Below are 23833 nucleotides of genomic sequence, written 5' to 3' on the forward strand. Positions count from 1 at the left end.
AAGACCCAATACCTAAAACCCAACGCTTAAATGTTAGTAAAAACTAAAGCCATAGTAATTTCGTCTTTGAAGTTTCAGGAAAAAAGTCTGATAGTGAAATGCTTCACACTCTCACATGGTTTAAAATCATATTTCGTGCGGGATGCTTTTTCGTCCCGAAAATCAAGTCAAAAAATAGCCTATTTTCAACCTTTGTCAATACTTGAAATCGAAGCGGTTCATAAAAACAAAGGAACTTTGGAGAATTTTAAAGAAGTTAAGATAGCCGAACCTTTTCATTCCATTCATACTGACATTATAAAAAGTACGATTGTGATGTTTGTTTCCGAAATCTTGCATCATTCCATTCACGAAGAAGAGAAAAACGAATCACTTTTTACGTTTCTTGAAACAGCTATGCATTGGTTGGACAATCATGATGAAATTACGAATTTCCATTTGATTTTACTCTTAGAAATTACCAAGTATCTGGGCTTTTATCCTGATATTTCTGATATGGACATGCCTTTTTTCGAAATGACCGAAGGTGTATTTACCCCTTTTCACGCTATTAGTTCTCTTACGGAACACGAAAGTCAATTGCTTAAAAAACTGATTGATTTAAAATTTGAAAATGACCAAAAAACCTTTCACGTGATCGAAAGGCAAATTCTGCTGAAGATTCTGATTGATTACTACAGCTTCCATCTTGATGGATTCAAAAAACCAAAGTCTTTGGATGTTTTAAAGGAAGTTTTCTCTTAATCGTTCTGTGTTATTTTGCAAACCTTTTGATTTTTAGCATCTTGAAGAGTTTTTCTGTTTTTCTGGATTCTCGGATAAACATGTTTTTTTTAATCTATACATAATGGCATTGTAGATGTAAAAACGGTTAGTTTGTCTATTTCGTTTTATTTACCGTTGCTATATCAAGAAATTTGATAAAAATTAATATCAAATGAAGATAAATATAGCAATAGGGATTTTTTTCTTTTCCTTGTTTTCTTTTGGTCAAGAAAAGGATAATGAAGTAAAAGTATGGTCTTTAGAAGATTGCATTGCTTATGCAAAAGAAAAAAGTATTACCATTAAAACTGTAGGATTAACTCTTAAAACAGCTGAAGTAAATTACGAAAAATCAAAAGCGTCAAGATTACCTGATTTGACGGGAAGCGTTTCACAAAGTTTGTCCAATGGGAACACCATTGATCCCATTACAAGTGATTATGTCGCGCAGCAAGTGCATTCAACCAGTCCGGTTTTAAGTACTTCGGTCACTTTATTTCAGGGAAATCAAATCAGCAATCAAATTAAGCAAAATAAGTTATTGGTCGAGCAAAACTCCCTCTATCTGGAAGAGGCCAAAAATAATGTTGCACTGAGTATTACTGAGGCGTACCTCCGAGCCTTATATAGTAAAGAGGGAATTAGTATCGCGCAAAACAATGTGATGTCTTCTGAAAAAGAAGTCACAAGTGCCAAAGCACGATTAGATGCCGGAAGTATTGCGATGAAAGATTATACCGATGCAGTTTCACAGGCAGCAACAAATAAATATAGTCTTATTGATGCCAAAAATAGTTATGCCCAACAAATTATTATTTTAAAACAATTATTAGAATTAAGTCCGGAGGAAACTTTTGAAATTGTTAGTCCGGAAACTGAAAATATAATCGTTGGCGTTGTTCCAAACAAAATTGAAGTCTATAAGCATGCATTAAACAATTTGCCTGAAATAAAAGCATCATTAATAAATAAATCGGTCTCCGAAAAAGATTTGGATATTGCTAAAGGAGGTTTTCTGCCCACTTTATCACTTTCCGGAAGTTTGGGTTCGGGTTATACCAGTACGCAAGATTTTGATTTTTTAAACCAGATGAATTTGAATTTTAATCAAAGGGTTGGTCTGTCACTTTCTGTTCCTATTTTTAACAGAAATCAAACCAAAGCTCAAGTTCAGACGGCTAAAATTAATATCGAAAAAGCAGAACTTGAATCCCAAACAGCTGAAAAAGAATTGTATAAAAAAGTAGAAACCTCCTGGCAAAATGCCACTGCTTCCGAAGAGCAATTAGAGGCTTCAAAAGTTGCCCGGGATGCCGCTTCTGAATCTTATAAACTGGCCCAAAAGAAGTATGAGTTAAATGACTTAAGTACTACAGATCTGGTCGTTAGTCAAAACACTTATACCAATGCGCAACAAAATTACATTCAGGCAAAATATCTTAACATTTTATACTATCAATTATTACAATTTTATCAAGGAAACGAAATTAAACTTTAAGAATATGAACACTAAAAAAATAAAAAAAGTAGTCATTGTAGTAGCCGTTTTAGGAATTGTATTTCTGAGCTATGCGTATTTTTCCGGGACTACGGCTTCCGAAATAAAAGTAGAAACGATGAAAGCGAAGAAAGGGAACGTAATTACAACCGTTACTGCAACAGGTACGATCGAACCCATTACACAAGTTGAGGTAGGGACACAGGTTTCTGGTGTGGTTGAAAAAATCTATGTAGACTATAACAGTGTGGTAAAGCAAGGCCAACTCATTGCGGAACTAGATAAAACAAATTTGAATGCTGCAGTGGTTCAGGCCCAAGCATCGTACAATAGCGCCATAAATGAGCAGAAGTATTTGCAAACTGTTTTCAGCCGTCAAAAAACATTGTTTGATAGTAAAGTAATCAGTAAGTCCGATTATGATGAAGCTTTGTATAATTTCAATAATGCCAAAAGTACAGTAGTTCAGCGCGGTTCTGATTTACAAAAAGCGAAAACTAATTTGAGTTATGCTAATATTTATTCACCAATTGATGGGGTGATTTTGTCAAAAGCCGTCGATGAGGGTCAGACCGTAGCAGCAAGTTACAGTACGCCAACTTTATTTACAATTGCCAAAGATTTAAAGGAAATGCAAGTAGAGGCTGATGTAGATGAAGCCGATATCGGGCAGGTAAAACAAGGACAAAGAGTGTCTTTTACCGTAGATGCTTATCAAGGTGAAGAATTTTCGGGCACAATCACTCAAGTGCGATTAAATCCTACTACAACTTCCAATGTTGTGACCTACACGGTCGTTATTAAAGCAGAAAATCCGGAGTTAAAATTAAAGCCAGGGTTAACAGCGACCATTTCTATTTTTACACTTGAATTGAAAGATATACTTACAATTGAAGCTAAGGCCGTAAATTTTCAACCTGATTTACAGATTTTAAATGCCTATCAAACCGCTCATAATCTTAAAACAATCACTCCTGCAAAAAACGACACCAATAGTAAAAATGCGGCCGTGGTCTGGGTGCTTGATGATAAAGGAATTTCTCAAAAAGAAATAAAAACAGGAACCAGTGATGGTATAAATGTACAAGTCATCAGTGGATTAATAGAAGGTCAGGAATTAGTTTATAATCTAAAAACACTTTCCAAAGCAGAAACGCAAGTTGAAGGCAGCAATGACAGTCCGTTTATGCCAAAACCACCCGGAAAAAAGAAATAATCATGGCAAAAACAATTATAAAAATAGAAGATCTTAAACGATCATTCACCATGGGGGAAGAGACTGTTCATGCCTTAAAAGGGGTTTCTTTTACAATAGAAGAAGGGGAATTTGTTACAATAATGGGTTCCAGCGGTTCAGGGAAAAGTACTTTGCTTAATATTTTGGGATGCTTGGATCAGCCTAATGTGGGACTATATGAAATAGATAATGTGTCCATTAAGAATTTAAACAAAAATGAACTTGCCAAAATACGAAACGAAAAAATTGGATTTATTTTTCAATCCTATAATTTATTGGCAAGAACGACAGCTATAGAGAATGTAGAATTGCCTTTGCTTTACAGTGGGACCGTTTCTTCAGAAGAAATACACAGTAGAGCATTGGAAGCACTCGAAAAAGTAAATCTTTCCGGCAGATTGCATCACACACCTTCACAATTGTCGGGAGGCCAACAGCAAAGAGTCGCTATTGCAAGGTCTCTGGTAAATGATCCGGTCGTGATTCTTGCGGATGAAGCTACTGGTAATTTGGATACTAGAACATCGTATGAAATTATGGCTTTGTTCCAGGAGCTCAACAAACAGGGAAAAACAATATTATTTGTTACCCATGAGCCTGATATTGCCACTTTTACAGGAAGGACAATTGTACTGAAAGACGGCCATATAATAAAAGACAGCCTTAACGAGAATATTCAATCGGCAGCTAAAGCTCTTGCAGCGATGCCAAAAGAAGAAGACTAACATGAGAATTCTAAATTTATTTAAAATAGCCTGGAAAGCCATTGTGCTTAACAAAATGAGAACTTTTTTAACGATGCTCGGTATAATCATCGGTGTCGCTTCTGTAATTGCGATGCTGGCCATTGGCGAAGGCTCGAAAGAAAGTATTAAAGCGCAAATTTCAAGCATGGGTTCCAATATGATTACAGTTCGTCCTGGTGCCGACATGCGTGGTGGTGTGCGAATGGATCCCAGCGCCATGAAATCCTTAACATTGGCGGATTATAGGGCAATCCAAAAGGAAACAAAGTTACTTTCAGCAGTCTCACCAATGGTGGAGGGTAACGGACAGTCAATTTATGGGGCTAATAACTGGCCCACATCGATTTATGGGATTACTCCAGAATACTTAACAATAAAAGTTTGGGAAGTTCAAAATGGAGGTATTTTTACAGATGCTGAAATAAAATCGGCTTCCAAAGTTGCGGTAATCGGACAAACAGTAGCCAAGAATTTGTTTAAAAATGGTGAAGATCCGGTAGGGAAAATGGTGCGCTTTAATAGTATTCCTTTTAAAATTATAGGTGTTTTGGCGAAAAAGGGAGAAAGTACTTTTGGGCAAGATCAAGATGATGTTATTTTAGCACCCTATACTACGGTTCAAAAACGAATTCTAGCTATAGATTATATACAATCCGTGGTGGCATCTTCTGTAAGTGAAGATAAAGCCCCAAGTGCCGTAGAAGAAATTACAAAAATACTTAGAGAACGTCATAAAATTACTGAAGAGCAAGAAGATGATTTTAATGTATTTTCTATGGAAGAAATGATCTCCACATTTAGTTCTACCAGCGAGATGCTTACGGTGTTATTAGTGGCTATAGCCAGTATTTCTTTATTAGTTGGTGGAATCGGGATTATGAATATTATGTATGTTTCGGTAAAAGAACGTACTCGCGAAATAGGATTGAGAATGGCAGTTGGAGGAAAAGGCTCCGATATTTTGATGCAATTTCTTATTGAAGCGATGATGATAAGTATTACCGGAGGGTTAATTGGTGTATCTTTGGGACTTGGAGCTACCTTGTTTATTGAGAAAGTTTTGAGTTGGCCTACATCGGTAACGTCTTACTCTATTGTCATATCATTTGTAGTGTGTGCGATTACCGGAATATTTTTTGGATGGTATCCCGCCCAAAAGGCGTCAGCTTTAGATCCAATTACGGCTTTGCGTTATGAATAAAAACAGTTGAAAATGAATTTTGTAAAAAGTAAATCGGCAACAGTATTTTTCCATTTAATGGCTTGGTTAGTATTATTCAGCCTTCCGTATTTGTTATCATCGGGACAGAATCAAGAGGTTAAGAATGTTATTTTTTTTTCCTGGATTCCCTTGTTTTTGTACGCTATTCTTTTTTATACCAATTATTTTGTACTGATTGACAGTTTTCTTTTTCCTAAAAAAACAGGCTTCTATGTTATTATAAATGTTTGTGTAATTGCGGTTTTTATTTGGATGAATACTGAAATTAAAGATGCTTTTTTTTTAGAACCATTTAATAATGAAAAAGCAGATTTACACAAGCCACCCAAAAAATTATTTATCTATATTGATATTGTTTCCTTTATTGTTCCTGTTGTTTTTTCGGTTGCTTTAAAAACAACGGAGCGTTGGATTAAGACAGAAACTGAACGGAAAGAAGCGGCCAATATAAAACTCCAATCAGAGCTACAACATTTAAAATACCAGTTGCAACCGCATTTCTTTTTTAATTCCTTGAATAATATTTACTCATTAGTGGATATTTCACCGGAAATGGCAAAGCAAACAATTCATAGTTTGGGAAAATTGATGCGTTATTTGTTATATGAGACCAATAATGAGAAAGTTAGTTTAAAAAAGGAGATTAGTTTCCTGACCAATTATATTGAGTTAATGAAACTTCGGCTAACCCCAAATACAAAAGTGCATTATGAATTTCCAGATTTAAAGGACGACTTACAAATTGCTCCTTTATTGTTTATTTCCCTTATAGAAAATGCTTTTAAGCACGGTGTTTCTGCTGATACAAGTACCGATATAATTTTTAAAATGACGGTAAAAGACAACAATGTATTTTTTTATAGTGAAAATCATAATTTTCCAAAAACCGAAACTGATAAAAGCGGCTCCGGAATAGGCTTGGACAATTTGGAAAAGAGGTTGGTTTTATTGTATCCTGAAAACCACTCTTTTTCAGAAAAGATACTGAATGGGAAGTTTGTTGTGAATCTCAATATAAAATTATAAATACAGTAATTTTCAGATAATTAAGTAAGTTTACAATTGTCTAAAGCTAATCTTAGAATATAACAGAAATGTCGGAAAAAATAACTTGTCTAATAGTTGATGATGAACCGATGGCGCTTAATTTAGTTGAAAATTATGTGCTTAAAACGCCTTTTTTACATCTGGTTAAAAAATGCAATAGTGGATTGGAAGCATTGTTTTATTTGAATGAAGAAAAGGTAGATTTGATTTTTCTGGATATACAAATGCCTGATTTAACAGGTTTGCAATTGGCTAAAGTTATTCCGAAATCAACGCGAATTATTTTTACTACAGCATTTGATCAATATGCCATTGAGGGATTTAAGGTTGAAGCATTGGATTATTTGTTAAAACCATTTGATTATTCCGAATTTTTGACGGCTGCCACCAAAGCTAAAGAATGGTTTGAGTTAGTCAAAAGTCAAGAAAAAACAACATCCGGAACTATTGATTTTATTTTTGTGAAATCAGATTATAAACAGATAAAAATTAATTTAAAGGACGTTTTATACTTTGAAGGATTAAAAGATTATATCAAAATCTGGTTGAAAAATAATCCAAAGCCTATTCTGACTTTAATGAGCTTGAAAACACTTGAAGAAGAACTTCCTGCTGATAAATTTATGCGTGTGCATCGTTCCTTTATTGTTTCTTTAGATAGTATTGAAGCGATTGAACGTAGTCAGATACTTATTAATAATCAAAGGATAACAGTTTCTGATCAATACAAACCTAGGTTTTTGGATTTTATTACTAAAAACTCGCTGGAATAACTCCTTTTCTACTCATTTTTGGAGCAGATTATGCCTTTTCTGTATGTTTTTTAATTTCAGGGAATCATTTTATCTGATTATCGACTCAATTTTGTCTATTTTTTGTCTTCTTTTCTTTCTTTTGGTCAAAATTCCTTACTTTCGCACCTCGATTTAGAAAAGTATAAAATGAGTGCAAAGTTTACTGAATACAAAGGACTTGACTTGCCAGCTACGGCATCAGAAGTTCTTGATTTTTGGAAGAAAGAAAATATATTTGAGAAAAGTGTAACCACTCGCGAAGGGAATCAACCATTCGTGTTTTTTGAAGGACCGCCTTCGGCAAATGGATTGCCGGGAATTCACCACGTAATGGCGCGCGCGATTAAAGATATTTTTTGTAGATATAAAACTCAAAAGGGATTTCAGGTAAAGCGTAAGGCTGGTTGGGATACCCACGGTCTGCCTGTGGAATTAGGTACCGAAAAAGAATTGGGAATTACAAAAGAAGATATTGGGAAAACAATCTCCATTGAAGAATATAACGAAGCTTGTAAAAAAACAGTGATGCGTTATACGGATGTGTGGAATGATTTGACTGAAAAAATGGGCTACTGGGTAGATATGGAAGATCCATATGTGACTTACAAACCTAAATATATGGAATCGGTTTGGTGGCTTTTAAAACAAATCTATAACAAGGATTTGATGTACAAAGGATACACTATTCAACCGTATTCACCAAAAGCAGGAACTGGATTGAGTTCGCATGAAGTAAACCAGCCGGGGAGTTACAGAGATGTTACAGACACGACTGTCGTTGCGCAATTCAAAGCCAAAAATGATACATTGCCGAGTTTTCTTCAAGGGTTTGGAGATGTTCAAATTTTAGCTTGGACGACTACTCCTTGGACTTTGCCAAGTAATACGGCATTAACCGTTGGTCCAAAAATCGATTATGTTTTAGTTAAAACCTTTAATCAATATACGTTTCTTCCGTCTAATGTAATTTTGGCTAAAAATTTAGTTGGAAAGCAATTCGGGAAAGGATTTTTTCCAAGTACAGAGGCTGCCGATTTTGAGAATTTCAAAGCGGGAGACAAGAAAGTACCGTACCAAATCTTGACGGAATGTAAAGGAGCTGATTTAGTTGGTATTCGATACGAACAATTGTTGCCTTTTGCATTACCATATCAAAATCCTGAAAATGCTTTTAGAGTAATTTCAGGTGATTTCGTTACCACAGAAGATGGAACAGGTATCGTGCATACAGCACCAACATTTGGAGCGGATGATGCGAAAGTGGCCAAAGAAGCTACTCCAGAGGTTCCTCCTATGTTAGTTCTGGACGAAAATGGGACTCCAGTTCCATTGGTAGATTTACAAGGGAGATTCACTTCGCATATGGGTGAATATGGTGGAAAGTACGTTAAAAACGAATATTACAACGAAGGTGAAGTTCCAGAACGTTCTATTGATGTGGAGATTGCCATTCGATTAAAAGAAGAGAATAAAGCATTTAAAGTAGAGAAATATGTGCATAGTTACCCACATTGTTGGAGAACAGATAAGCCTATTTTATACTACCCTTTAGATTCTTGGTTTATAAAAATTACGGAGGTCAGAGACAGAATGTTTGACTTGAATGAAACAATAAATTGGAAGCCTAAAGCAACCGGTGAAGGTCGTTTTGGGAATTGGTTGAAAAATGCCAATGACTGGAACTTGTCTCGTTCAAGATATTGGGGAATTCCATTGCCAATCTGGAGAACCGAGGACAAGCAAGAAGAAGTTCTAATTGGTTCGGTGGAAGAGTTATTTAATGAAATTGAGAAATCTATAGCGGCAGGTTTTCAGTCTGCAAATCCTTTTGCAGGTTTTGAAATTGGAAATATGACCGAAAGCAATTATGATTTGATTGACCTGCATAAAAATGTAGTTGATGAAATCACTTTGGTTTCTGCTTCAGGAAAACCTATGAAACGTGAGGCTGATTTGATTGACGTTTGGTTTGATTCGGGAGCGATGCCTTATGCGCAATGGCATTATCCTTTTGAAAACAAAGATAAAATTGACGAAAACAAAGATTTTCCGGCAGATTTCATCGCTGAAGGAGTAGATCAGACTAGAGGTTGGTTTTATACTTTACATGCGATTGGAACTTTGGTTTTCGATAAAGTTGCTTATAAGAATGTAGTTTCTAATGGATTGGTTTTAGACAAAAATGGACAGAAAATGTCTAAACGTTTAGGCAATGCGGCTGATCCTTTTGAGACTTTAGCTGAATACGGTCCGGATGCAACACGCTGGTACATGATTTCGAATGCAAATCCTTGGGATAACCTGAAATTTGATTTGGAGGGAATTGCTGAGGTTCGTCGTAAATTCTTTGGAACATTATACAATACATATTCATTCTTTAGTTTGTATGCGAATATTGACGGATTCAAATACGAAGAGGCCGAAATTCCTTTGAATGAAAGACCAGAAATTGATCAATGGATTATCTCGGAATTGAATACCCTGATAAAAGATGTTGATAGTTATTATGCAGATTATGAGCCTACCAAAGCAGCTCGTGCAATATCCGATTTCTTACAGGAAAATTTGAGTAACTGGTATGTTCGTTTGTGTAGAAGACGTTTCTGGAAAGGTGAATACGCGCAAGATAAAATCGCAGCTTACCAAACTTTATATACTTGTTTGTTGAGTATTAGTAAATTGGGTGCTCCTATTGCACCATTCTTTATGGATAAGCTTTACAGAGATTTAACCCAAGCAACACAGTCAGAAAAGTATGATAGTGTACATTTGGCGGAGTTTCCTAAATACGTTGAAAACTTTGTTAATAAATCGTTGGAGAGTAAAATGCAGAAAGCGCAGACCATCTCTTCACTGGTTTTATCACTGCGAAAAAAGGAGATGATAAAAGTGCGTCAACCTTTGCAAAAGGTAATGATTCCGGTACTTGACGACAATCAGCGATCTGAAATTGAGGCCGTTTCTGACCTGATAAAAGCAGAGGTAAATGTGAAAGAAATTGTGCTTTTGGATGATGCTTCAGGAGTTTTGGTAAAGCAGATTAAGCCAAATTTTAAGGCTCTTGGACCTCGATTCGGAAAGGATATGAGCTTGATTTCCAAAGAGATACAGTCTTTATCGAAAGAGCAAATCAATCAATTGGACAGAGAGGGCAGCTTAGCTATTGTTATTGCTGGAAATAACGTAACTTTAACATTAGAAGATGTAGAAATTACATCACAGGATATTGAAGGATGGTTGGTTGCTAACTCAAACGGAATTACGGTAGCGCTGGATATCACCATAAGCCCTGAGTTGAAGCAAGAGGGTATTGCGAGAGAATTGGTAAACAGAATTCAGAATATCCGTAAAGATTCAGGATTTGAAGTTACTGATAAAATCAAAGTTCATTTGCAGAAGAATGAAGTATTACAGGAAGCAGTAAAGAACAATGAATCATACATTAAATCAGAAACACTTACAGAGACATTGGTTTTTGAAGAAAATATAGTAGAAGGAACAGAAATTGAGTTTGACGAAATAAAAACGAGAATAACAATCACTAAATAATTTAGTTATGGTAGATGAAATAACAAGATACTCTGACGCTGATTTGGCAGAGTTTAAAGAGATAATCCTTAAAAAAATTCAAAAAGCACAAGAAGATTTAGATTTAATAAAAAGTGCTTACATGAATGATTTGAATAATGGAACGGATGACACTTCACCTACTTTTAAAGCTTTTGAAGAAGGAAGCGAAACGATGTCAAAAGAAGCGAATTCGCAATTAGCCATTCGTCAGGAAAAATTCATTCGTGATTTAAAAAACGCGCTTTTCCGTGTAGAAAATAAAACTTATGGAATATGTAAGGTGACAGGTAAATTAATCGGTAAAGAGAGGTTGAAAATAGTTCCTCACGCTACAATGAGCATTGAGGCGAAAAACTTGCAACGATAATCACTTTGTTACATAATAATTAACGCTCCGTTGGGAGCGTTTTTTTTGATTTAATTGTTACTTTTGCCCATTAAATTTTAGAAAATGTCATTACGAAAAGCGTATCTCCTTATTTTTATAATATTATTTGTCGATCAAGTATCCAAAATATATATCAAAACAAATTTTATTTTAGGCGAAGAAGTCGAAGTATTCAATTGGTTTAAGATTCTTTTTATTGAAAATGAAGGAATGGCTTGGGGAACTAAAATTCCCGGAACATACGGAAAATTATTCCTAACTCTTTTCCGATTGGCAGCAGTTGGAGGAATTGGTTATTGGTTGTGGGATTCTGTTAAAAGAAAACACAGTTCAAATTACTTAATAGTAGCCATTGCTTTAATCCTTGCAGGTGCTTTTGGAAATATAATAGATTCTGTTTTTTACGGTGTGATTTTTGACGACAGTCAGTATCAAGTTGCAACTTTGTTTTCTGAAAACCCATATGGTACCTGGTTTCATGGACAAGTTGTTGACATGTTTTACTTTCCGTTTGTAAAAGATTATCCAATGCCGGAATGGGTGCCTTTTATTGGAGGCAGACCTTTTACTTTTTTTAACGCTATTTTTAATATTGCTGACGTTGCCATTTCAACGGGTGTAGGGATATTGATTGTTTTCAATAAAAGAGCGTTTCATAAGCATTAGAATTACTATTAGATGAAAATAAAAAAAGACCTATTCTGTTTTGAATAGGTCTTTTTTTATTTATTTGTTTTGTCCGGGAGCGTATTTTTTGGCGCTCTTGTCTCCGGTCATTTTCTTAGCCTGTCCAGGAGGAACCTGTTTCGTTTTGGCAGTTGATTTATGTGTTCCAACTCGAACACTGCAGTTTGATAATGAAACAGCAAATAGAATAATTAAAATCTGGGCTGTAAATTTGGGAGCTTTAAATAATTTCATAATTTTCGTAGGTTTTCTAAATGCGAAAATACGAATTCAAAATTAAAAAGAGGCATCCTGTTTATTCATTGTGATTTATGGGTTGTAGAATCTTCTAACCTTGCTTACAATCTCATTTATGGTCATTTTGTCTGCTGTTTCAACTGATTTTAGTTTGCCTGGTTCAATCAGGTTTTCAGTGGATATTTTTTTTTCCAGTTCTATTTTGGTCTCAGCCGGGCCAAAAACAAAGAGTTCGTCTGATTTTTTAACATAAGACAGTACCGATTTTAGGAAGAAATCAAGTTCCTGTTTTTTTCGATCGTCAAATTTTTTGTCGCTATTGCCATGATGACCTTCCGAAAAGGTTCCTTTGTTACCTTCTTTGTTGTGGTAAACACTGTTTTCAACATCAGAATCTATTTCGGTAATTTTTTCTGTATCACCGTCAAGGGCAACAATTATTGCTTTTGAGGTGTCTATCCAAATGCCAGTTTGTCTTTTCATGTTTTCAATTTTTTATGTTAAAGTGGAATATTTTGAAACAGTTTTTTGATTTGGAGAAGTATTTAATTGATTTAATCGTCATGGAGCAAAATATCGCCGAGTCGACTCACGAAGACATGCTCCGCTTTGTTTTTTCCCGCGAAAGAAATCGCAATGGTATTCGCGGTTTTTAAAATGAGGTTGTTAGTCTCAGCTGTGAACAGACTTTTATGTTCTTTTCTGAAAATTTCAAAATCAGCTAGAACAGATGAGGAATCCCATTTATTGGCTACAAGCCAGTCAAAGGCAATTTCAATTTGGTAGGCAGTATCATCGCCAAATTCATTAAAAGAATTTTCAAGTGGAAGCCAGTCTGTTTTTATAATTTGTTTGAGAAGTTCCACTTCTTCTTGACGGACTGTTTTATCTATGGCCGCAAGGCAATAGAACACTTTTCCTAAGTGCTCATAGAAATGGGTCATTGTTTGGTGTGAGGGTTTCATTTTCTGAACTTTAAATGAAAAAACAACACATAAATTTACAACAAAATTATGAATCTTGTTATTGAAATATTATTTTTTATTGGATGAGATTTGAGTTTTTTAAAAGTTAACTATTTGTGTTTCAGTTTTAAAAATAAAAAAAAGAGGGCGCTACTTTTGAAGCATCCTCTTTTATATAATGTAAAGGAAGAATTATTTTTTGGTGTATTCTTTGTCTAAAAACAAATAGCGGCCATCATTTTCAGCTCTTTGTGAATTTGATTTTAGATTAATAATCATAATTTCTGGCTTCTCTTCATTTTTTGATGCAGGCCACACTGGAAGTTTGTCACCGTTTGGATTACCTGTTTTTATAAAGTTGGCAAAGTAGTTCATCATTGTTTCTGAAACGGTATAGTCCTCTTCTGTCCATGCATAATCTTTATTTCCCGCTAAGTTTCCCATTGCATATTCTATTTCAGCTGAATGGACCGCACCTTTCGGTTTAGGCGTTTTTGGAGTATTTGAGTTTTTTTTGATGACACCACCAGCAAGACCGGCTTCAAGGCTGTTGTCGCGCAGTTCTGGTCTTGGGTGTGTATAATAATATCGATAAACAGGTTGTGTGCTGTTTTTTCTATGTAAATCAAACCATTTCCAAGTGCTGTAGGCTATAAATCGATCCCCTGTCAAGTCAGTTGCTGATTGTTCCGTTACTTCAGGAGAACCTGCCGGATACAATTTTAGGACCTGTTCTGCTTTGTCTCCATATAGTTCTTTAACTTTTTGAATGTATATCTCGTTATTTAGGTCTTTTCCCATCGTTAATGCTCTATAGGTCATTTCTTCAGAGTTCCATCCTAATAACAAAGGAATCATAGCTTGTTCTTTGGATTCAAAAGTTTCTGGTAAAGACTTCGGTAAAAAATAACCATCAATAGTTGTTTTGAAAACACCCAAGCTAGTCCCTTCTGATTTTTGATACAATTCTAAAGTAGACATTCCTCTGAGGTCTTTTAATGATGTCGCACCAATTTTTTGAGTAAATTCTTGGCCTGTTTTTTCGGCTTCTGCCAATGGTACCGGAGATAAAGTTGGAAAGATGGAACCGCCGCTTTCACCTATAGCTCCTGCAATAAGATCTTTTGATAAGGGAGATGCCATTTGTGCACTTACCGCTATAGAACCTGCTGATTCTCCTGCTATGGTGACCCGTTTGGAATCACCTCCGAATTTTGAAATATTTGCCTGTACCCATTTTAAGGCAGCATTTTGATCCAATAAACCGTAATTTCCAGAAGCTTTATTAGGGGATTCTTTTGTTAATTCGGGATGGGAGAAAAATCCCCAAATTCCTAATCGATAGTTCACTGTTAAGGTTACAATACCTTTTTTGGCCATATTTTCACCATCATAGCGAGGTTCTGAACCGTCTCCTGCTGCAAAACCACCACCGTAGAAATAGACTAGGACAGGTAGTTTGTCATTGGCGGATTTAGCTGGTGTCCAAACGTTTAGATATAGACAGTCTTCGCTGATGCCGTCGCTTCTAAAACCCATATCACCAAAAACATTTGATTGAATGGGTCTTGGTCCAAATTTTTTGGTTTGTTTTACGCCAGACCAGTTGGTAAGGGGTTGTGGAGCTTTCCAACGAAGGTTTCCTACTGGAGGTTGCGCGAATGGAATTCCTTTAAAACTCTGAATGTTCGTTTTGATATCGAATTCTCCTTCGATAGTCCCATTTGTAATTGTTACTTGAACGGGAAAAGCATTTTTATTTTCGGCTTGCTGTGCCTGGGAAAAGAAAGGTACTGTTAACAGTAGTATCCCGATACATTTTGTTTTTAGACTCATAATTTATAAAAGTTATAGGGTGTAATTATATTCTTATTATGTTATTTGTTTACATAGTAGAACAATAGTTACAAGCAAAAACAAAATAAAACAATTTTATGTTTATTTTTTATATTTTATTGTGATTCAAATAACTGTGAATGTTTTTGAGATTTTTCTTTAGCGACAAAATGAAGATTTTTTTATCCGAATAATTCGCCTGCGACGTCTTCAATTTTTGCAACCAATCTAATTTTAATTCCGGTGTTTTTCAACGAAATTTTATTGTATTTTGAAACAAAAATGGTTGAAAATCCTAGTTTTTCGGCTTCCTGAATACGTTGGTCTACCCGGTTAACTGGTCGTATTTCTCCAGAAAGCCCAACTTCTCCTGCAAAACAAAAATCTTTATTGACGGGAATATCCTCATTGGAAGATAGGATGGCAGCTACCACAGCCAGGTCTATCGCGGGATCATCAACAGAAATTCCACCTGTTATATTGAGAAAAACATCCTTGGCTCCCAAACGAAAACCGGCTCTTTTTTCTAAAACCGCCAAAATCATATTGAGTCTTTTCGCATTGTATCCTGTGGTGCTTCGCTGCGGGGTTCCATATACTGCGGTGCTGACTAGGGCCTGAATTTCTAACATTAAAGGGCGCATGCCTTCCAATGTCGAAGCAATGGCGGTACCTGATAGCTCTTCGTCTTTATGTGAAATTAATATTTCGGAAGGATTTGAAACTTCGCGCAATCCATTTCCGAGCATTTCATAAATTCCTATCTCTGCAGTAGATCCAAAACGATTTTTTAAGGAGCGTAAAATACGGTATACATGATTCCTGTCGCCTTCAAATTGCAAAACGGTATCAACCATGTGTTCCAGGATTTTTGGCCCGGCAATAGTTCCGTCTTTGGTGATATGACCAATGAGAATCACTGGAATATTTGTTTCTTTGGCAAATTTTATAAGTTCTGCTGTGGTTTCCCGTATTTGTGAAATACTTCCGGGAGTGGATTCTATATAGTCGGTGTGAAGTGTTTGAATCGAATCGATTATTACAATTTCGGGTTCGATAGCTTCTATTTGTTTGAAAATATTTTGCGTTTTGGTTTCAGTAAGAATGTAGCAATTGTCTCCATTTGGCGTAATTCTTTCAGCACGCATTTTTATCTGTTTTTGGCTCTCTTCTCCCGAAACATACAAGGTTTTGTATGGTAATTTTAATGAAATTTGAAGTAAAAGTGTACTTTTTCCAATGCCGGGTTCACCTCCTAATAGAGTAAGGGAGCCGGGTACCATACCGCCACCAAGAACACGGTTGAGTTCTGTGTCAGTGGTGTCCAATCGAATTTCCTGAGTAGAATCAATTTCATTTATTCGTAATGGTTTTGGTGCTTTTGTATTGGAAGCAGAATCGCTTTTCCAAGCAGATTTTTCCTGTTTTTGGATGATTTCCTCAGCAATAGTGTTCCATTCTTTGCAAGAATTACACTGTCCTTGCCATTTGGCATATTGTGTGCCACAGTTCTGGCAAAAAAAGGAGGTTTTTACTTTTGACATTATTTTTTTGGGGTTAAGCTTTGCATATCCTCGTATTTTTCCATCATCATGCCTTTGGTTAAATCACCAATCTCTTCCATTTGTGATGCGTTTTGATATCTTTTTGCGGCTCTTTTTGAATCCCCTATTTTTTCATACATAAGACCAAGTTCGTATTCGCCCAACATTGATTTAGGGTAGTTTTCATTGGCAATTACTGCTAATTTTTCCAATTCGTCATAGGCTTTGTTTTTTAGAATGGCCGCTTCGATTGCTTTAAAATCGTTTACGCGAACAGGAACATTTAAACCTAGATTTTTGGATAAAATTTCATATTTAGTGCTTAGGTAATCAACATAGCCTGATGGAAGGATTACGATTTTTTCGGCAAATTCTGATGAAGATATAGGTTTGTAAGAATCAAAAAATTGATACAATGCATTTGGTATGGAGTGCAGTACCAGGGAATAATGGGAGGCTCCTTTAAACAGATCGTATTGGTAATTGAGTGATGGGTTTGTTACAGGTTTGATGTTTGAGTCTAGGTTTTGTACCCTTTCGCGCATTTTTTTAATATCTCCATCTGCAGAGGAGAGATAATAAAAAATAGGTTGCTTGAATTCTGCTAGTTTTTCTGGTATTCGAACCTCCATTTCTGGTGCAAGTTCGGGACTCATAGAGATATAAGCATTAAAAAGGGGCGATTCTTTAAATAGAAAATAATTTAGATATCCTGCGGTAGTATCGTGTCCGGCAATAATTCGAAATGGAGCAGTTCTATATTTTTTTTCTATGTAGGGAAGTAGTTCGCCTCCGATAAATTCAAAAAAACGAGCTCCTTTGCCCGCTGGAAGACCGCTTTCATCATCATAATCGCAGTCGCTTGTCCGTTCGTCATTTTTGTTTTGACTAATTCCAATAATGATAGTTTCCGGTAAATCATCCCAATAGGCGCCATAATTTAAAGCGCCGTAAAAAGGGTCAAATAAGTAATCACCGTCCAGTAGGATTAATATAGGGTATTTTTTACCTGTATTTTTTTCATAAGAAGGAGGGAGACCAATTGTGATTTCGCGCTTTTCGCCTAATTTGTTGGATTGAAAAGATTCTGTAGTTTTTTGTGAGAAAACAGAAAGGCTAAAGAGTAATAATAGAAATGTATGTTTCATTATTTGGGCGTTTTTAGAAATAATACTCTAACTGAATGGAGTAGCAATATAATACTTTATTTGCTTTTAATGAAGGGCAATAGTTTAAAACGGATCGCTCTAGTATAATGTATAAAACATCTTTAATTGTTATAGCCAATAGAATTCCTCCCCGCAAGCAGGTTGTGAAAGAGTAATTAAGAATTCGATTTAAAGGCTTAAGTCAAAGAATTGTCTTCCTCATTTGGAAAAATAATCCAAGGTTTGAAGGTCTTGGCTTCTTCGAAATCTAAAGTTGCATAGGAAATAATGATAATTATATCATCTTTTTGAACTTTTCTGGCGGCAGGACCATTCAGGGTAATGATTCCAGAGTTTTTTTCACCTTTGATGGCATAGGTTTCAAAACGCTCGCCATTGTTGATGTTTACAATAGATACTTTTTCACCTTCGATAATATTAGAAGCTTCCAATAATGTTTCGTCAATAGTAATACTTCCGATATAATTTAAATCGGCTCCCGTTACTTTTACTCGGTGAATTTTTGATTTTACGACTTGAATTTGCATGCTACAAAGGTAAATTAATTTAATGAAATGGTGTCAATTAAACGAATGTTGTTGACAAAAACAGCGATAAAAGCGCGGTATTTTTTATTTTTATTTTTTCTAAAGCTTGGTAAAAGTGTTGCTTCATCAGCGATTACAAAATATTCTAATGAAAAATGGGGGTTGTTTTCAAACGACTTTTGAACCCATTCTGAGACAGAATATGCGCTGTTTGTTTGGAACTTTTCTTTCGCTCCGTTTAATATTTTGTAGATTATGGCAGCTTCTTCTCTTTCTTGTGGAGACAAACGCTCATTTCTGGAGCTCATGGCAAGGTTGTTGGGTTCTCTAAAAATAGGGCATCCTATTACATTTACTTTTAGATTGGTTTTTTCGACCATTTTTTTTACAATCTGTAATTGTTGAAAGTCTTTTTCGCCAAAATAGGCATTAGTAGGTTCGATAATTTCGAAAAGACGTTTCACAATAGTACCAACACCGTTAAAATGACCTGGCCTGAATTTGCCTTCCATTTGGTTTTCCAATCCGTCGAAATCAAAGGATTGTGAAATAATTTGTCCTTCATAAATATCTTCCACTGTTGGTGCGTATAAGATAATTTCGGGGTTCAAAGCGGTCATTTTTTTGATGTCCTCTTCGATTGTTCTCGGGTATTTTGCAAGGTCCTCCGGATTGTTGAACTGGGTCGGATTTACAAAAATACTCACCACGGTAAAGTCATTCTCAATCAATGATTTTTTCATCAGGGCGAGATGTCCTTGATGTAAAGCGCCCATAGTTGGTACAAACCCAATAGTTGAATTTGCTGTTTTGATAGATCTTAAATAGGCTGCTAAAGGTGCTTTTCCGTAGAAAATGTGCATGGTGGTATTATTAAAATTAAGTGCAAACATAATATTTTAGTTAATAACTGCATAAATTTTTGTAATTTTGCATGGTTTTTATTGCCAATAAATTAAGTAAATTACAATATGAAAGATAAGAGGATATTATATGTATCATCTGAAGTGGTTCCTTATCTCGCTGAAAATGAGGTCTCTTTAATGTCTTACGACGTGCCGAAAATGATAAATGATCAGGGAGGACAGATAAGAATTTTCATGCCAAGATATGGAAATATTAACGAGAGAAGACACCAATTACATGAAGTAATTAGACTTTCGGGGATGAATTTGGTAGTAAACGACTTGGATATGCCATTAATTATTAAAGTGGCTTCTATTCCCAAAGAAAGGATTCAAGTTTATTTTATTGACAATGATGAATATTTCAAGCGAAAAGCTACGTTTGCCGATGAAGAAGGTGTGATGTATCCTGATAATGATGAGCGTGCTATTTTCTTTGCCAAAGGAGTGGTGGAGACTGTTAAGAAATTGAATTGGGTTCCAGATATTATTCATGTTCATGGTTGGCTGGCAGCAATGTTGCCTGTTTACATGAAGCATTTTTATAAAAACGAAGCATTATTTTCTGAAACAAAAATCGTTACATCAGTTTATAGTCAGTCTTTCGACGGTACTTTAGATCCAGAGATGATCAATAAAGTTAAATTTGATGACATTCCGTTTGGCGCTATTTCTGATTTAGAAACCCCAAATTATGAGAATATAATAAAAACGACAGTAAAACATTCTGATGCTGTGATTATTGCTTCTGATAATCTGTCACCAAGTTTAACAAAATTTATAGAATCTTCAGGAAAACCTTTTTTACCTTTCGTCCCGAAAGATAAATTTGCTGAAGCGTATACTAATTTCTACAAAACGGCAGTTCTATAAATTAAACTTTTATAAAAAAACATGTACAATTCTTCTTTTTTTAAGAAAATGCTATTAGTGGCAGGGGTTACTTTTTTATACTCCTGTGATAAAGAATTTAATGCCGTGGGAGATGGCTTGATTGGTGATAACCATTTTGATCTCCTTGAATATACTTCAGACGTAGTTGCTTATAATCAAAAAATAGGTCCGGTTCAATCCGATAATTTGCCAGTAAATCCTTTGGGGATATATGATGATCCTGCTTTTGGAAAAACAACTGCTAATTTTGGAACGCAAGTGATTTTAGCTAGTGCTAATCCTACTATAGGTGATGAGCCGGTTATAGATAGTGTGTATTTGTCTATTCCTTACTACAGTACTTTGAAAACTACGAATACAGATGGTAGTCATGTGTATGAGTTGGATTCTATATACGGTGCCAGTAAAGCAAAAATTAAATTAAGCGTTTATGAATCCGGTTATTATATGAGGGATTTGGATCCAGTTGGGGGATTTCAACAACCGCAGAAATATTTCACTGATCAAAACACCGATTTCGAGAGTGCTAAAATCGGAAATCGTTTAAATGATTTTGTTAGTACTGATAAGGAACAGAATGATGGATTCTTTTTTGATCCTAAAGAAATAGTTGAAGTAACTAAGGATGCTGATGGTAAGGATGTAACCACCCGATCAGTTCCGGCTATGCGTTTAAAATTAAATTCTGAATTTTTCAAGAATAAAATCATTAATGCCCCAGCAGGGAAGTTAGCTACAAATGATGTGTTCAAAGAATATTTTAGAGGTTTGTATTTTAAAGTTGAAAATGCTGATGGTAGTGCAGGTAGTTTGGCGATGTTGAATTTTAAAGGGGGTAAAATCACCATTAAGTACAAAGCAAAAACGGCTATAACTACTGATGAAGAGACTGTAAAGGAAGAAAAGTCGATTGTTCTCAATTTGTCTGGGAATACTGTAAGTTTGCAAGGACAAACGGATGCGAAGGTTAATTATGCAAATGCTACAAATCCGGCAAATATTAATACAACGGAAGGTGATGATAAGCTGTATCTTAGAGGGGGCGAAGGGGCTATGTCAATTGTTGAACTTTTTGATAAAACAGATTTGATAGGATATGATAAGGATGGGAAATTAACAGGTCCTAATGGAGTTTCCGATGAATTAGATAATTTAAGGTATCCTGCAGATGGGAAGAAATTATTAATCAATGAAGCTAATCTTGTTTTTCATATCGATCCTACTACAATGGCTAATAGTTATGAGCCTAATCGTATTTATTTATATGATTTGAATAACGATCGTCCAGTAGTGGATTACTATAATGATCTATCAAAAAGTGCTGATGCAAAGAAATCAAAATATGTATTTGATGGGATTATCAATAAAGAGGATAAAACTGGTGGCAGAGGACTTACCTATAAAATCAGAATTACAAATCAAATTAGAAATCTGATAAATAATGCTGACTCAACTAATGTTAAGTTTGGTTTAGTGGTTACGGAAGATATTAATACTATAACTTCTTCTAAATTAAAATCACCTAACTCTTTTAGCTCGTATGCGCCAAAAGCATCAGTGATGAATCCATTGGGAACGGTACTTTACGGAACAAAATCCACAGTTCCTGCGGATAAAAGATTGAAACTTGAAATTTATTATACAAAACCTAATTAACTAAACTATGTGTGGAATTGTTGGATATATTGGTTATAGAGAAGCTTATCCTATAATTATTAAAGGTCTAAAAAGACTTGAATATAGAGGGTATGATAGTGCCGGTGTCATGTTGTATGATGGTCAAGATTTGAAACTTAGTAAGACCAAAGGGAAAGTTTCTGATTTAGAGGCGAAAGCGGCCAAGGAAATCACAACAAATGGTACAATAGGTATAGGGCATACGCGTTGGGCTACCCACGGTGTTCCTAATGATGTGAATTCTCATCCTCATCTTTCCAATTCGGGAGATTTGGCGATTATTCATAATGGAATTATTGAGAATTATGCACCTTTGAAGGAAGAGCTGATCAAAAGAGGATATGTTTTTTATTCTGACACTGATTCTGAGGTTTTGGTAAATCTTATTGAAGAGATACAGATAAAAGAAAAATTAAAGATAGGGAAGGCAATTCAGGTGGCCTTAAACCAGGTAGTTGGTGCTTATGCAATTGCGGTTTTTGATAAAAAAAGCCCTAATGAAATAGTAGCAGCCCGTTTGGGAAGTCCATTGGCAATCGGTATAGGTGAAGGTGAGTACTTTGTTGCTTCCGATGCATCTCCTTTTATCGAGTATACCTCTAATGCTGTTTATTTGGAGGATGGTGAAATGGCAAATATAAGGTTGCATAAACCTATGAAGGTAAGAAAAATTAAAGATGATTCTAAAGTTGATCCTTATATTCAAGAGCTTCAAATGAATTTGGAGCAGATCGAAAAGGGAGGATATGATCACTTTATGTTAAAAGAGATTTATGAACAGCCTAATGTTATTAGAGATACGTACCGAGGAAGGCTTCATGCTAATGAAGGGCTGATTCAAATGGCGGGTGTTGAGGATAATTTAGAGAGATTCCTTAATGCTGACAGAATAATTATTGTGGCATGTGGTACTTCTTGGCATGCAGGTTTGGTTGCGGAATATATATTTGAAGAATTTGCTAGAGTCCCTGTGGAAGTTGAATATGCTTCTGAATTTAGATATAGAAATCCAATAATAAGCAGTAAAGATGTTGTAATAGCTATTTCTCAGTCAGGTGAAACGGCGGATACTATGGCTGCCATAAAGTTAGCCAAAGAGCATGGTGCTTTTGTGTTTGGGGTTTGTAATGTTGTTGGATCCTCTATTTCAAGGGAGACGCATGCGGGAGCTTATACTCATGCCGGACCAGAAATTGGAGTGGCATCAACAAAAGCATTTACTACTCAGATCACAGTATTGACAATGATTGCTTTACGTATTGCAAAAGCTAAAGGAACGCTGTCTAATTCTGATTTCCATATGTATTTGCAAGAATTAGAAATAATTCCTGAAAAAGTTAAAGAGGCGTTAGAGACTAATGAAAGAGCTAAAGAAATTGCATCAGTTTTTAAAGATGCGCCAAACTGTTTGTATTTAGGAAGAGGTTATAATTTTCCTGTTGCGCTTGAAGGAGCTCTTAAGCTTAAAGAAATATCATACATACATGCAGAAGGTTACCCGGCTGCCGAAATGAAGCATGGTCCGATTGCACTTATTGATGAGCAAATGCCTGTTATTGTTATTGCGCCGAAGCAAGGGCATTACGATAAAATTGTAAGTAATATACAGGAAATTAAATCGAGAAGCGGAAGAATTGTGGCTGTTGTTACTAAAGGGGATACTCAAGTACGTGAATTAGCAGATTATGTTATTGAGATACCGGAAACTTCAGATGCCCTGTCACCATTAATTACTACTATACCATTACAACTTTTGTCGTATCATATTGCTGTTATGAGAGGTTGCAATGTGGATCAACCCCGCAATTTGGCTAAGTCTGTTACGGTAGAATAGATAATTTTAAACAAATACAAAAAAGCGAGATTTATGTCTCGCTTTTTTTATTGCCTAATATTTTTTTTAATAACTGTTTTTTTAAGAAATATTCAATTTTTTTCTAAATTTTATATGTATGCATACTATTTTTTTAATCTAAAGTGATAATTATTGAATATAATTTAAAAAGAACATTGAGGATTATGTAAAAATGTGGCAATAAACATGATAAATATTAAATTATTTTCATTGTTTTTTATTGATAGCAAAAAAATATTTGTACTTTGGCGACATAAACCAAAAAACTAT

General features: G+C 35.3%; 21 protein-coding genes. 13 read left to right on the top strand and 8 right to left on the bottom strand.

Features of this window, described 5'->3' with window-relative positions; genetic code table 11:
- Positions 1 to 30 precede the first annotated feature (30 nt).
- From recO to ABEB23_RS08800, 10 genes are all read left to right on the top strand, one after another.
- Entirely contained in the window at positions 31 to 744 is a 714-nt protein-coding gene (recO, locus tag ABEB23_RS08755; protein ID WP_348812184.1) for a DNA repair protein RecO, read from the top strand.
- A gap of 193 nt (positions 745 to 937) precedes the next feature.
- Entirely contained in the window at positions 938 to 2263 is a 1326-nt protein-coding gene (locus ABEB23_RS08760) for a TolC family protein (RefSeq protein WP_348812185.1), read from the top strand.
- 4 nt (positions 2264 to 2267) lie between these two features.
- Positions 2268 to 3479, top strand: coding sequence for an efflux RND transporter periplasmic adaptor subunit (locus ABEB23_RS08765; protein ID WP_348812186.1), 1212 nt, complete (start codon positions 2268 to 2270; stop codon positions 3477 to 3479).
- A 2-nt stretch (positions 3480 to 3481) separates the two neighbouring features.
- Positions 3482 to 4225, top strand: coding sequence for an ABC transporter ATP-binding protein (locus ABEB23_RS08770; RefSeq protein ID WP_348812187.1), 744 nt, complete (start codon positions 3482 to 3484; stop codon positions 4223 to 4225).
- A gap of 1 nt (position 4226) precedes the next feature.
- Complete coding sequence (locus ABEB23_RS08775; protein WP_348812188.1) at positions 4227 to 5447, top strand: ABC transporter permease; 1221 nt, start codon at positions 4227 to 4229, stop codon at positions 5445 to 5447.
- A 12-nt stretch (positions 5448 to 5459) separates the two neighbouring features.
- Positions 5460 to 6494 (top strand): sensor histidine kinase, encoded by a 1035-nt coding sequence (locus ABEB23_RS08780; protein ID WP_348812189.1) that lies wholly within the window; start codon positions 5460 to 5462, stop codon positions 6492 to 6494.
- Between the two features lie 68 nt (positions 6495 to 6562).
- The gene (locus ABEB23_RS08785; RefSeq protein ID WP_348812190.1) at positions 6563 to 7288 is read left to right on the top strand and encodes a LytR/AlgR family response regulator transcription factor; all 726 of its coding nucleotides are present in this window, start codon (positions 6563 to 6565) and stop codon (positions 7286 to 7288) included.
- 168 nt (positions 7289 to 7456) lie between these two features.
- Positions 7457 to 10858, top strand: coding sequence for an isoleucine--tRNA ligase (gene ileS / locus ABEB23_RS08790; RefSeq protein WP_348812191.1), 3402 nt, complete (start codon positions 7457 to 7459; stop codon positions 10856 to 10858).
- A gap of 7 nt (positions 10859 to 10865) precedes the next feature.
- Complete coding sequence (locus tag ABEB23_RS08795) at positions 10866 to 11246, top strand: TraR/DksA family transcriptional regulator (RefSeq protein ID WP_348812193.1); 381 nt, start codon at positions 10866 to 10868, stop codon at positions 11244 to 11246.
- Between the two features lie 84 nt (positions 11247 to 11330).
- On the top strand, positions 11331 to 11933 hold the full coding sequence (locus tag ABEB23_RS08800; protein ID WP_348812194.1) for a lipoprotein signal peptidase: 603 nt from the start codon (positions 11331 to 11333) through the stop codon (positions 11931 to 11933).
- 60 nt (positions 11934 to 11993) lie between these two features.
- Here the strand turns inward: ABEB23_RS08800 and ABEB23_RS08805 are convergent, their stop codons facing one another.
- From ABEB23_RS08805 to panC, 8 genes are all read right to left on the bottom strand, one after another.
- Entirely contained in the window at positions 11994 to 12188 is a 195-nt protein-coding gene (locus ABEB23_RS08805; RefSeq protein ID WP_348812195.1) for a hypothetical protein, read from the bottom strand.
- 75 nt (positions 12189 to 12263) lie between these two features.
- A complete protein-coding gene (locus tag ABEB23_RS08810) occupies positions 12264 to 12674 on the bottom strand; it encodes a hypothetical protein (RefSeq protein WP_348812196.1) in 411 nt (136 codons plus the stop codon).
- Positions 12675 to 12745: 71 nt separating this feature from the next.
- Positions 12746 to 13156, bottom strand: coding sequence for a hypothetical protein (locus tag ABEB23_RS08815; RefSeq protein ID WP_348812197.1), 411 nt, complete (start codon positions 13154 to 13156; stop codon positions 12746 to 12748).
- Between the two features lie 192 nt (positions 13157 to 13348).
- Entirely contained in the window at positions 13349 to 14992 is a 1644-nt protein-coding gene (locus ABEB23_RS08820) for a carboxylesterase/lipase family protein (protein WP_348812198.1), read from the bottom strand.
- Positions 14993 to 15174: 182 nt separating this feature from the next.
- Positions 15175 to 16536, bottom strand: a complete 1362-nt coding sequence (gene radA / locus ABEB23_RS08825; protein WP_348812200.1) for a DNA repair protein RadA — start codon at positions 16534 to 16536, stop codon at positions 15175 to 15177.
- Entirely contained in the window at positions 16536 to 17684 is a 1149-nt protein-coding gene (locus ABEB23_RS08830) for an alpha/beta hydrolase (RefSeq protein ID WP_348812201.1), read from the bottom strand. The genes radA and ABEB23_RS08830 overlap by 1 nt, the downstream gene beginning before the upstream one ends.
- A gap of 197 nt (positions 17685 to 17881) precedes the next feature.
- Positions 17882 to 18232, bottom strand: coding sequence for an aspartate 1-decarboxylase (gene panD / locus ABEB23_RS08835; protein WP_348812203.1), 351 nt, complete (start codon positions 18230 to 18232; stop codon positions 17882 to 17884).
- 14 nt (positions 18233 to 18246) lie between these two features.
- On the bottom strand, positions 18247 to 19125 hold the full coding sequence (gene panC / locus ABEB23_RS08840) for a pantoate--beta-alanine ligase (RefSeq protein WP_348812204.1): 879 nt from the start codon (positions 19123 to 19125) through the stop codon (positions 18247 to 18249).
- A 78-nt stretch (positions 19126 to 19203) separates the two neighbouring features.
- Here panC and ABEB23_RS08845 point away from each other — a divergent pair, with 78 nt between their 5' ends.
- Genes ABEB23_RS08845 through glmS form a run of 3 tightly spaced genes read left to right on the top strand, consistent with a single transcriptional unit; the run spans position 19204 to position 23542 of the window.
- Positions 19204 to 20010 carry a glycogen/starch synthase gene (locus ABEB23_RS08845; RefSeq protein WP_348812205.1) on the top strand — a complete coding sequence of 269 codons (807 nt, stop codon included), beginning with the start codon at positions 19204 to 19206 and terminating at the stop codon, positions 20008 to 20010.
- A gap of 21 nt (positions 20011 to 20031) precedes the next feature.
- A complete protein-coding gene (bamH, locus tag ABEB23_RS08850; RefSeq protein WP_348812206.1) occupies positions 20032 to 21687 on the top strand; it encodes a BamH family beta-barrel-assembly machinery protein in 1656 nt (551 codons plus the stop codon).
- A 7-nt stretch (positions 21688 to 21694) separates the two neighbouring features.
- Positions 21695 to 23542: a glutamine--fructose-6-phosphate transaminase (isomerizing) gene (glmS, locus tag ABEB23_RS08855; protein ID WP_348812207.1), complete on the top strand. Its 1848-nt coding sequence runs from the start codon at positions 21695 to 21697 to the stop codon at positions 23540 to 23542.
- The last annotated feature ends 291 nt before the right edge of the window (positions 23543 to 23833 follow it).

Origin of the sequence: Flavobacterium maritimum (genome assembly GCF_040049085.1) — a bacterium.
Taxonomy (GTDB): Bacteria; Bacteroidota; Bacteroidia; order Flavobacteriales; family Flavobacteriaceae; genus Flavobacterium; species Flavobacterium maritimum.

Bases quoted from the DNA above. Each gene is read 5' to 3' on its own strand.
- bamH (WP_348812206.1), top strand. From the start codon at position 20,032: ATGTACAATTCTTCTTTTTTTAAGAAAATGCTATTAGTGGCAGGGGTT.
- ABEB23_RS08765 (WP_348812186.1), top strand. From the start codon at position 2,268: ATGAACACTAAAAAAATAAAAAAAGTAGTCATTGTAGTAGCCGTTTTA.
- ABEB23_RS08780 (WP_348812189.1), top strand. From the start codon at position 5,460: ATGAATTTTGTAAAAAGTAAATCGGCAACAGTATTTTTCCATTTAATG.
- ABEB23_RS08820 (WP_348812198.1), bottom strand. From the start codon at position 14,992: ATGAGTCTAAAAACAAAATGTATCGGGATACTACTGTTAACAGTACCT.
- ABEB23_RS08805 (WP_348812195.1), bottom strand. From the start codon at position 12,188: ATGAAATTATTTAAAGCTCCCAAATTTACAGCCCAGATTTTAATTATT.
- ABEB23_RS08845 (WP_348812205.1), top strand. From the start codon at position 19,204: ATGAAAGATAAGAGGATATTATATGTATCATCTGAAGTGGTTCCTTAT.
- ABEB23_RS08760 (WP_348812185.1), top strand. From the start codon at position 938: ATGAAGATAAATATAGCAATAGGGATTTTTTTCTTTTCCTTGTTTTCT.
- ABEB23_RS08775 (WP_348812188.1), top strand. From the start codon at position 4,227: ATGAGAATTCTAAATTTATTTAAAATAGCCTGGAAAGCCATTGTGCTT.
- panD (WP_348812203.1), bottom strand. From the start codon at position 18,232: ATGCAAATTCAAGTCGTAAAATCAAAAATTCACCGAGTAAAAGTAACG.
- panC (WP_348812204.1), bottom strand. From the start codon at position 19,125: ATGTTTGCACTTAATTTTAATAATACCACCATGCACATTTTCTACGGA.
- ABEB23_RS08830 (WP_348812201.1), bottom strand. From the start codon at position 17,684: ATGAAACATACATTTCTATTATTACTCTTTAGCCTTTCTGTTTTCTCA.
- ABEB23_RS08770 (WP_348812187.1), top strand. From the start codon at position 3,482: ATGGCAAAAACAATTATAAAAATAGAAGATCTTAAACGATCATTCACC.
- recO (WP_348812184.1), top strand. From the start codon at position 31: ATGTTAGTAAAAACTAAAGCCATAGTAATTTCGTCTTTGAAGTTTCAG.
- ABEB23_RS08800 (WP_348812194.1), top strand. From the start codon at position 11,331: ATGTCATTACGAAAAGCGTATCTCCTTATTTTTATAATATTATTTGTC.
- ABEB23_RS08815 (WP_348812197.1), bottom strand. From the start codon at position 13,156: ATGAAACCCTCACACCAAACAATGACCCATTTCTATGAGCACTTAGGA.
- ABEB23_RS08795 (WP_348812193.1), top strand. From the start codon at position 10,866: ATGGTAGATGAAATAACAAGATACTCTGACGCTGATTTGGCAGAGTTT.
- radA (WP_348812200.1), bottom strand. From the start codon at position 16,536: ATGTCAAAAGTAAAAACCTCCTTTTTTTGCCAGAACTGTGGCACACAA.
- ileS (WP_348812191.1), top strand. From the start codon at position 7,457: ATGAGTGCAAAGTTTACTGAATACAAAGGACTTGACTTGCCAGCTACG.
- glmS (WP_348812207.1), top strand. From the start codon at position 21,695: ATGTGTGGAATTGTTGGATATATTGGTTATAGAGAAGCTTATCCTATA.
- ABEB23_RS08810 (WP_348812196.1), bottom strand. From the start codon at position 12,674: ATGAAAAGACAAACTGGCATTTGGATAGACACCTCAAAAGCAATAATT.
- ABEB23_RS08785 (WP_348812190.1), top strand. From the start codon at position 6,563: ATGTCGGAAAAAATAACTTGTCTAATAGTTGATGATGAACCGATGGCG.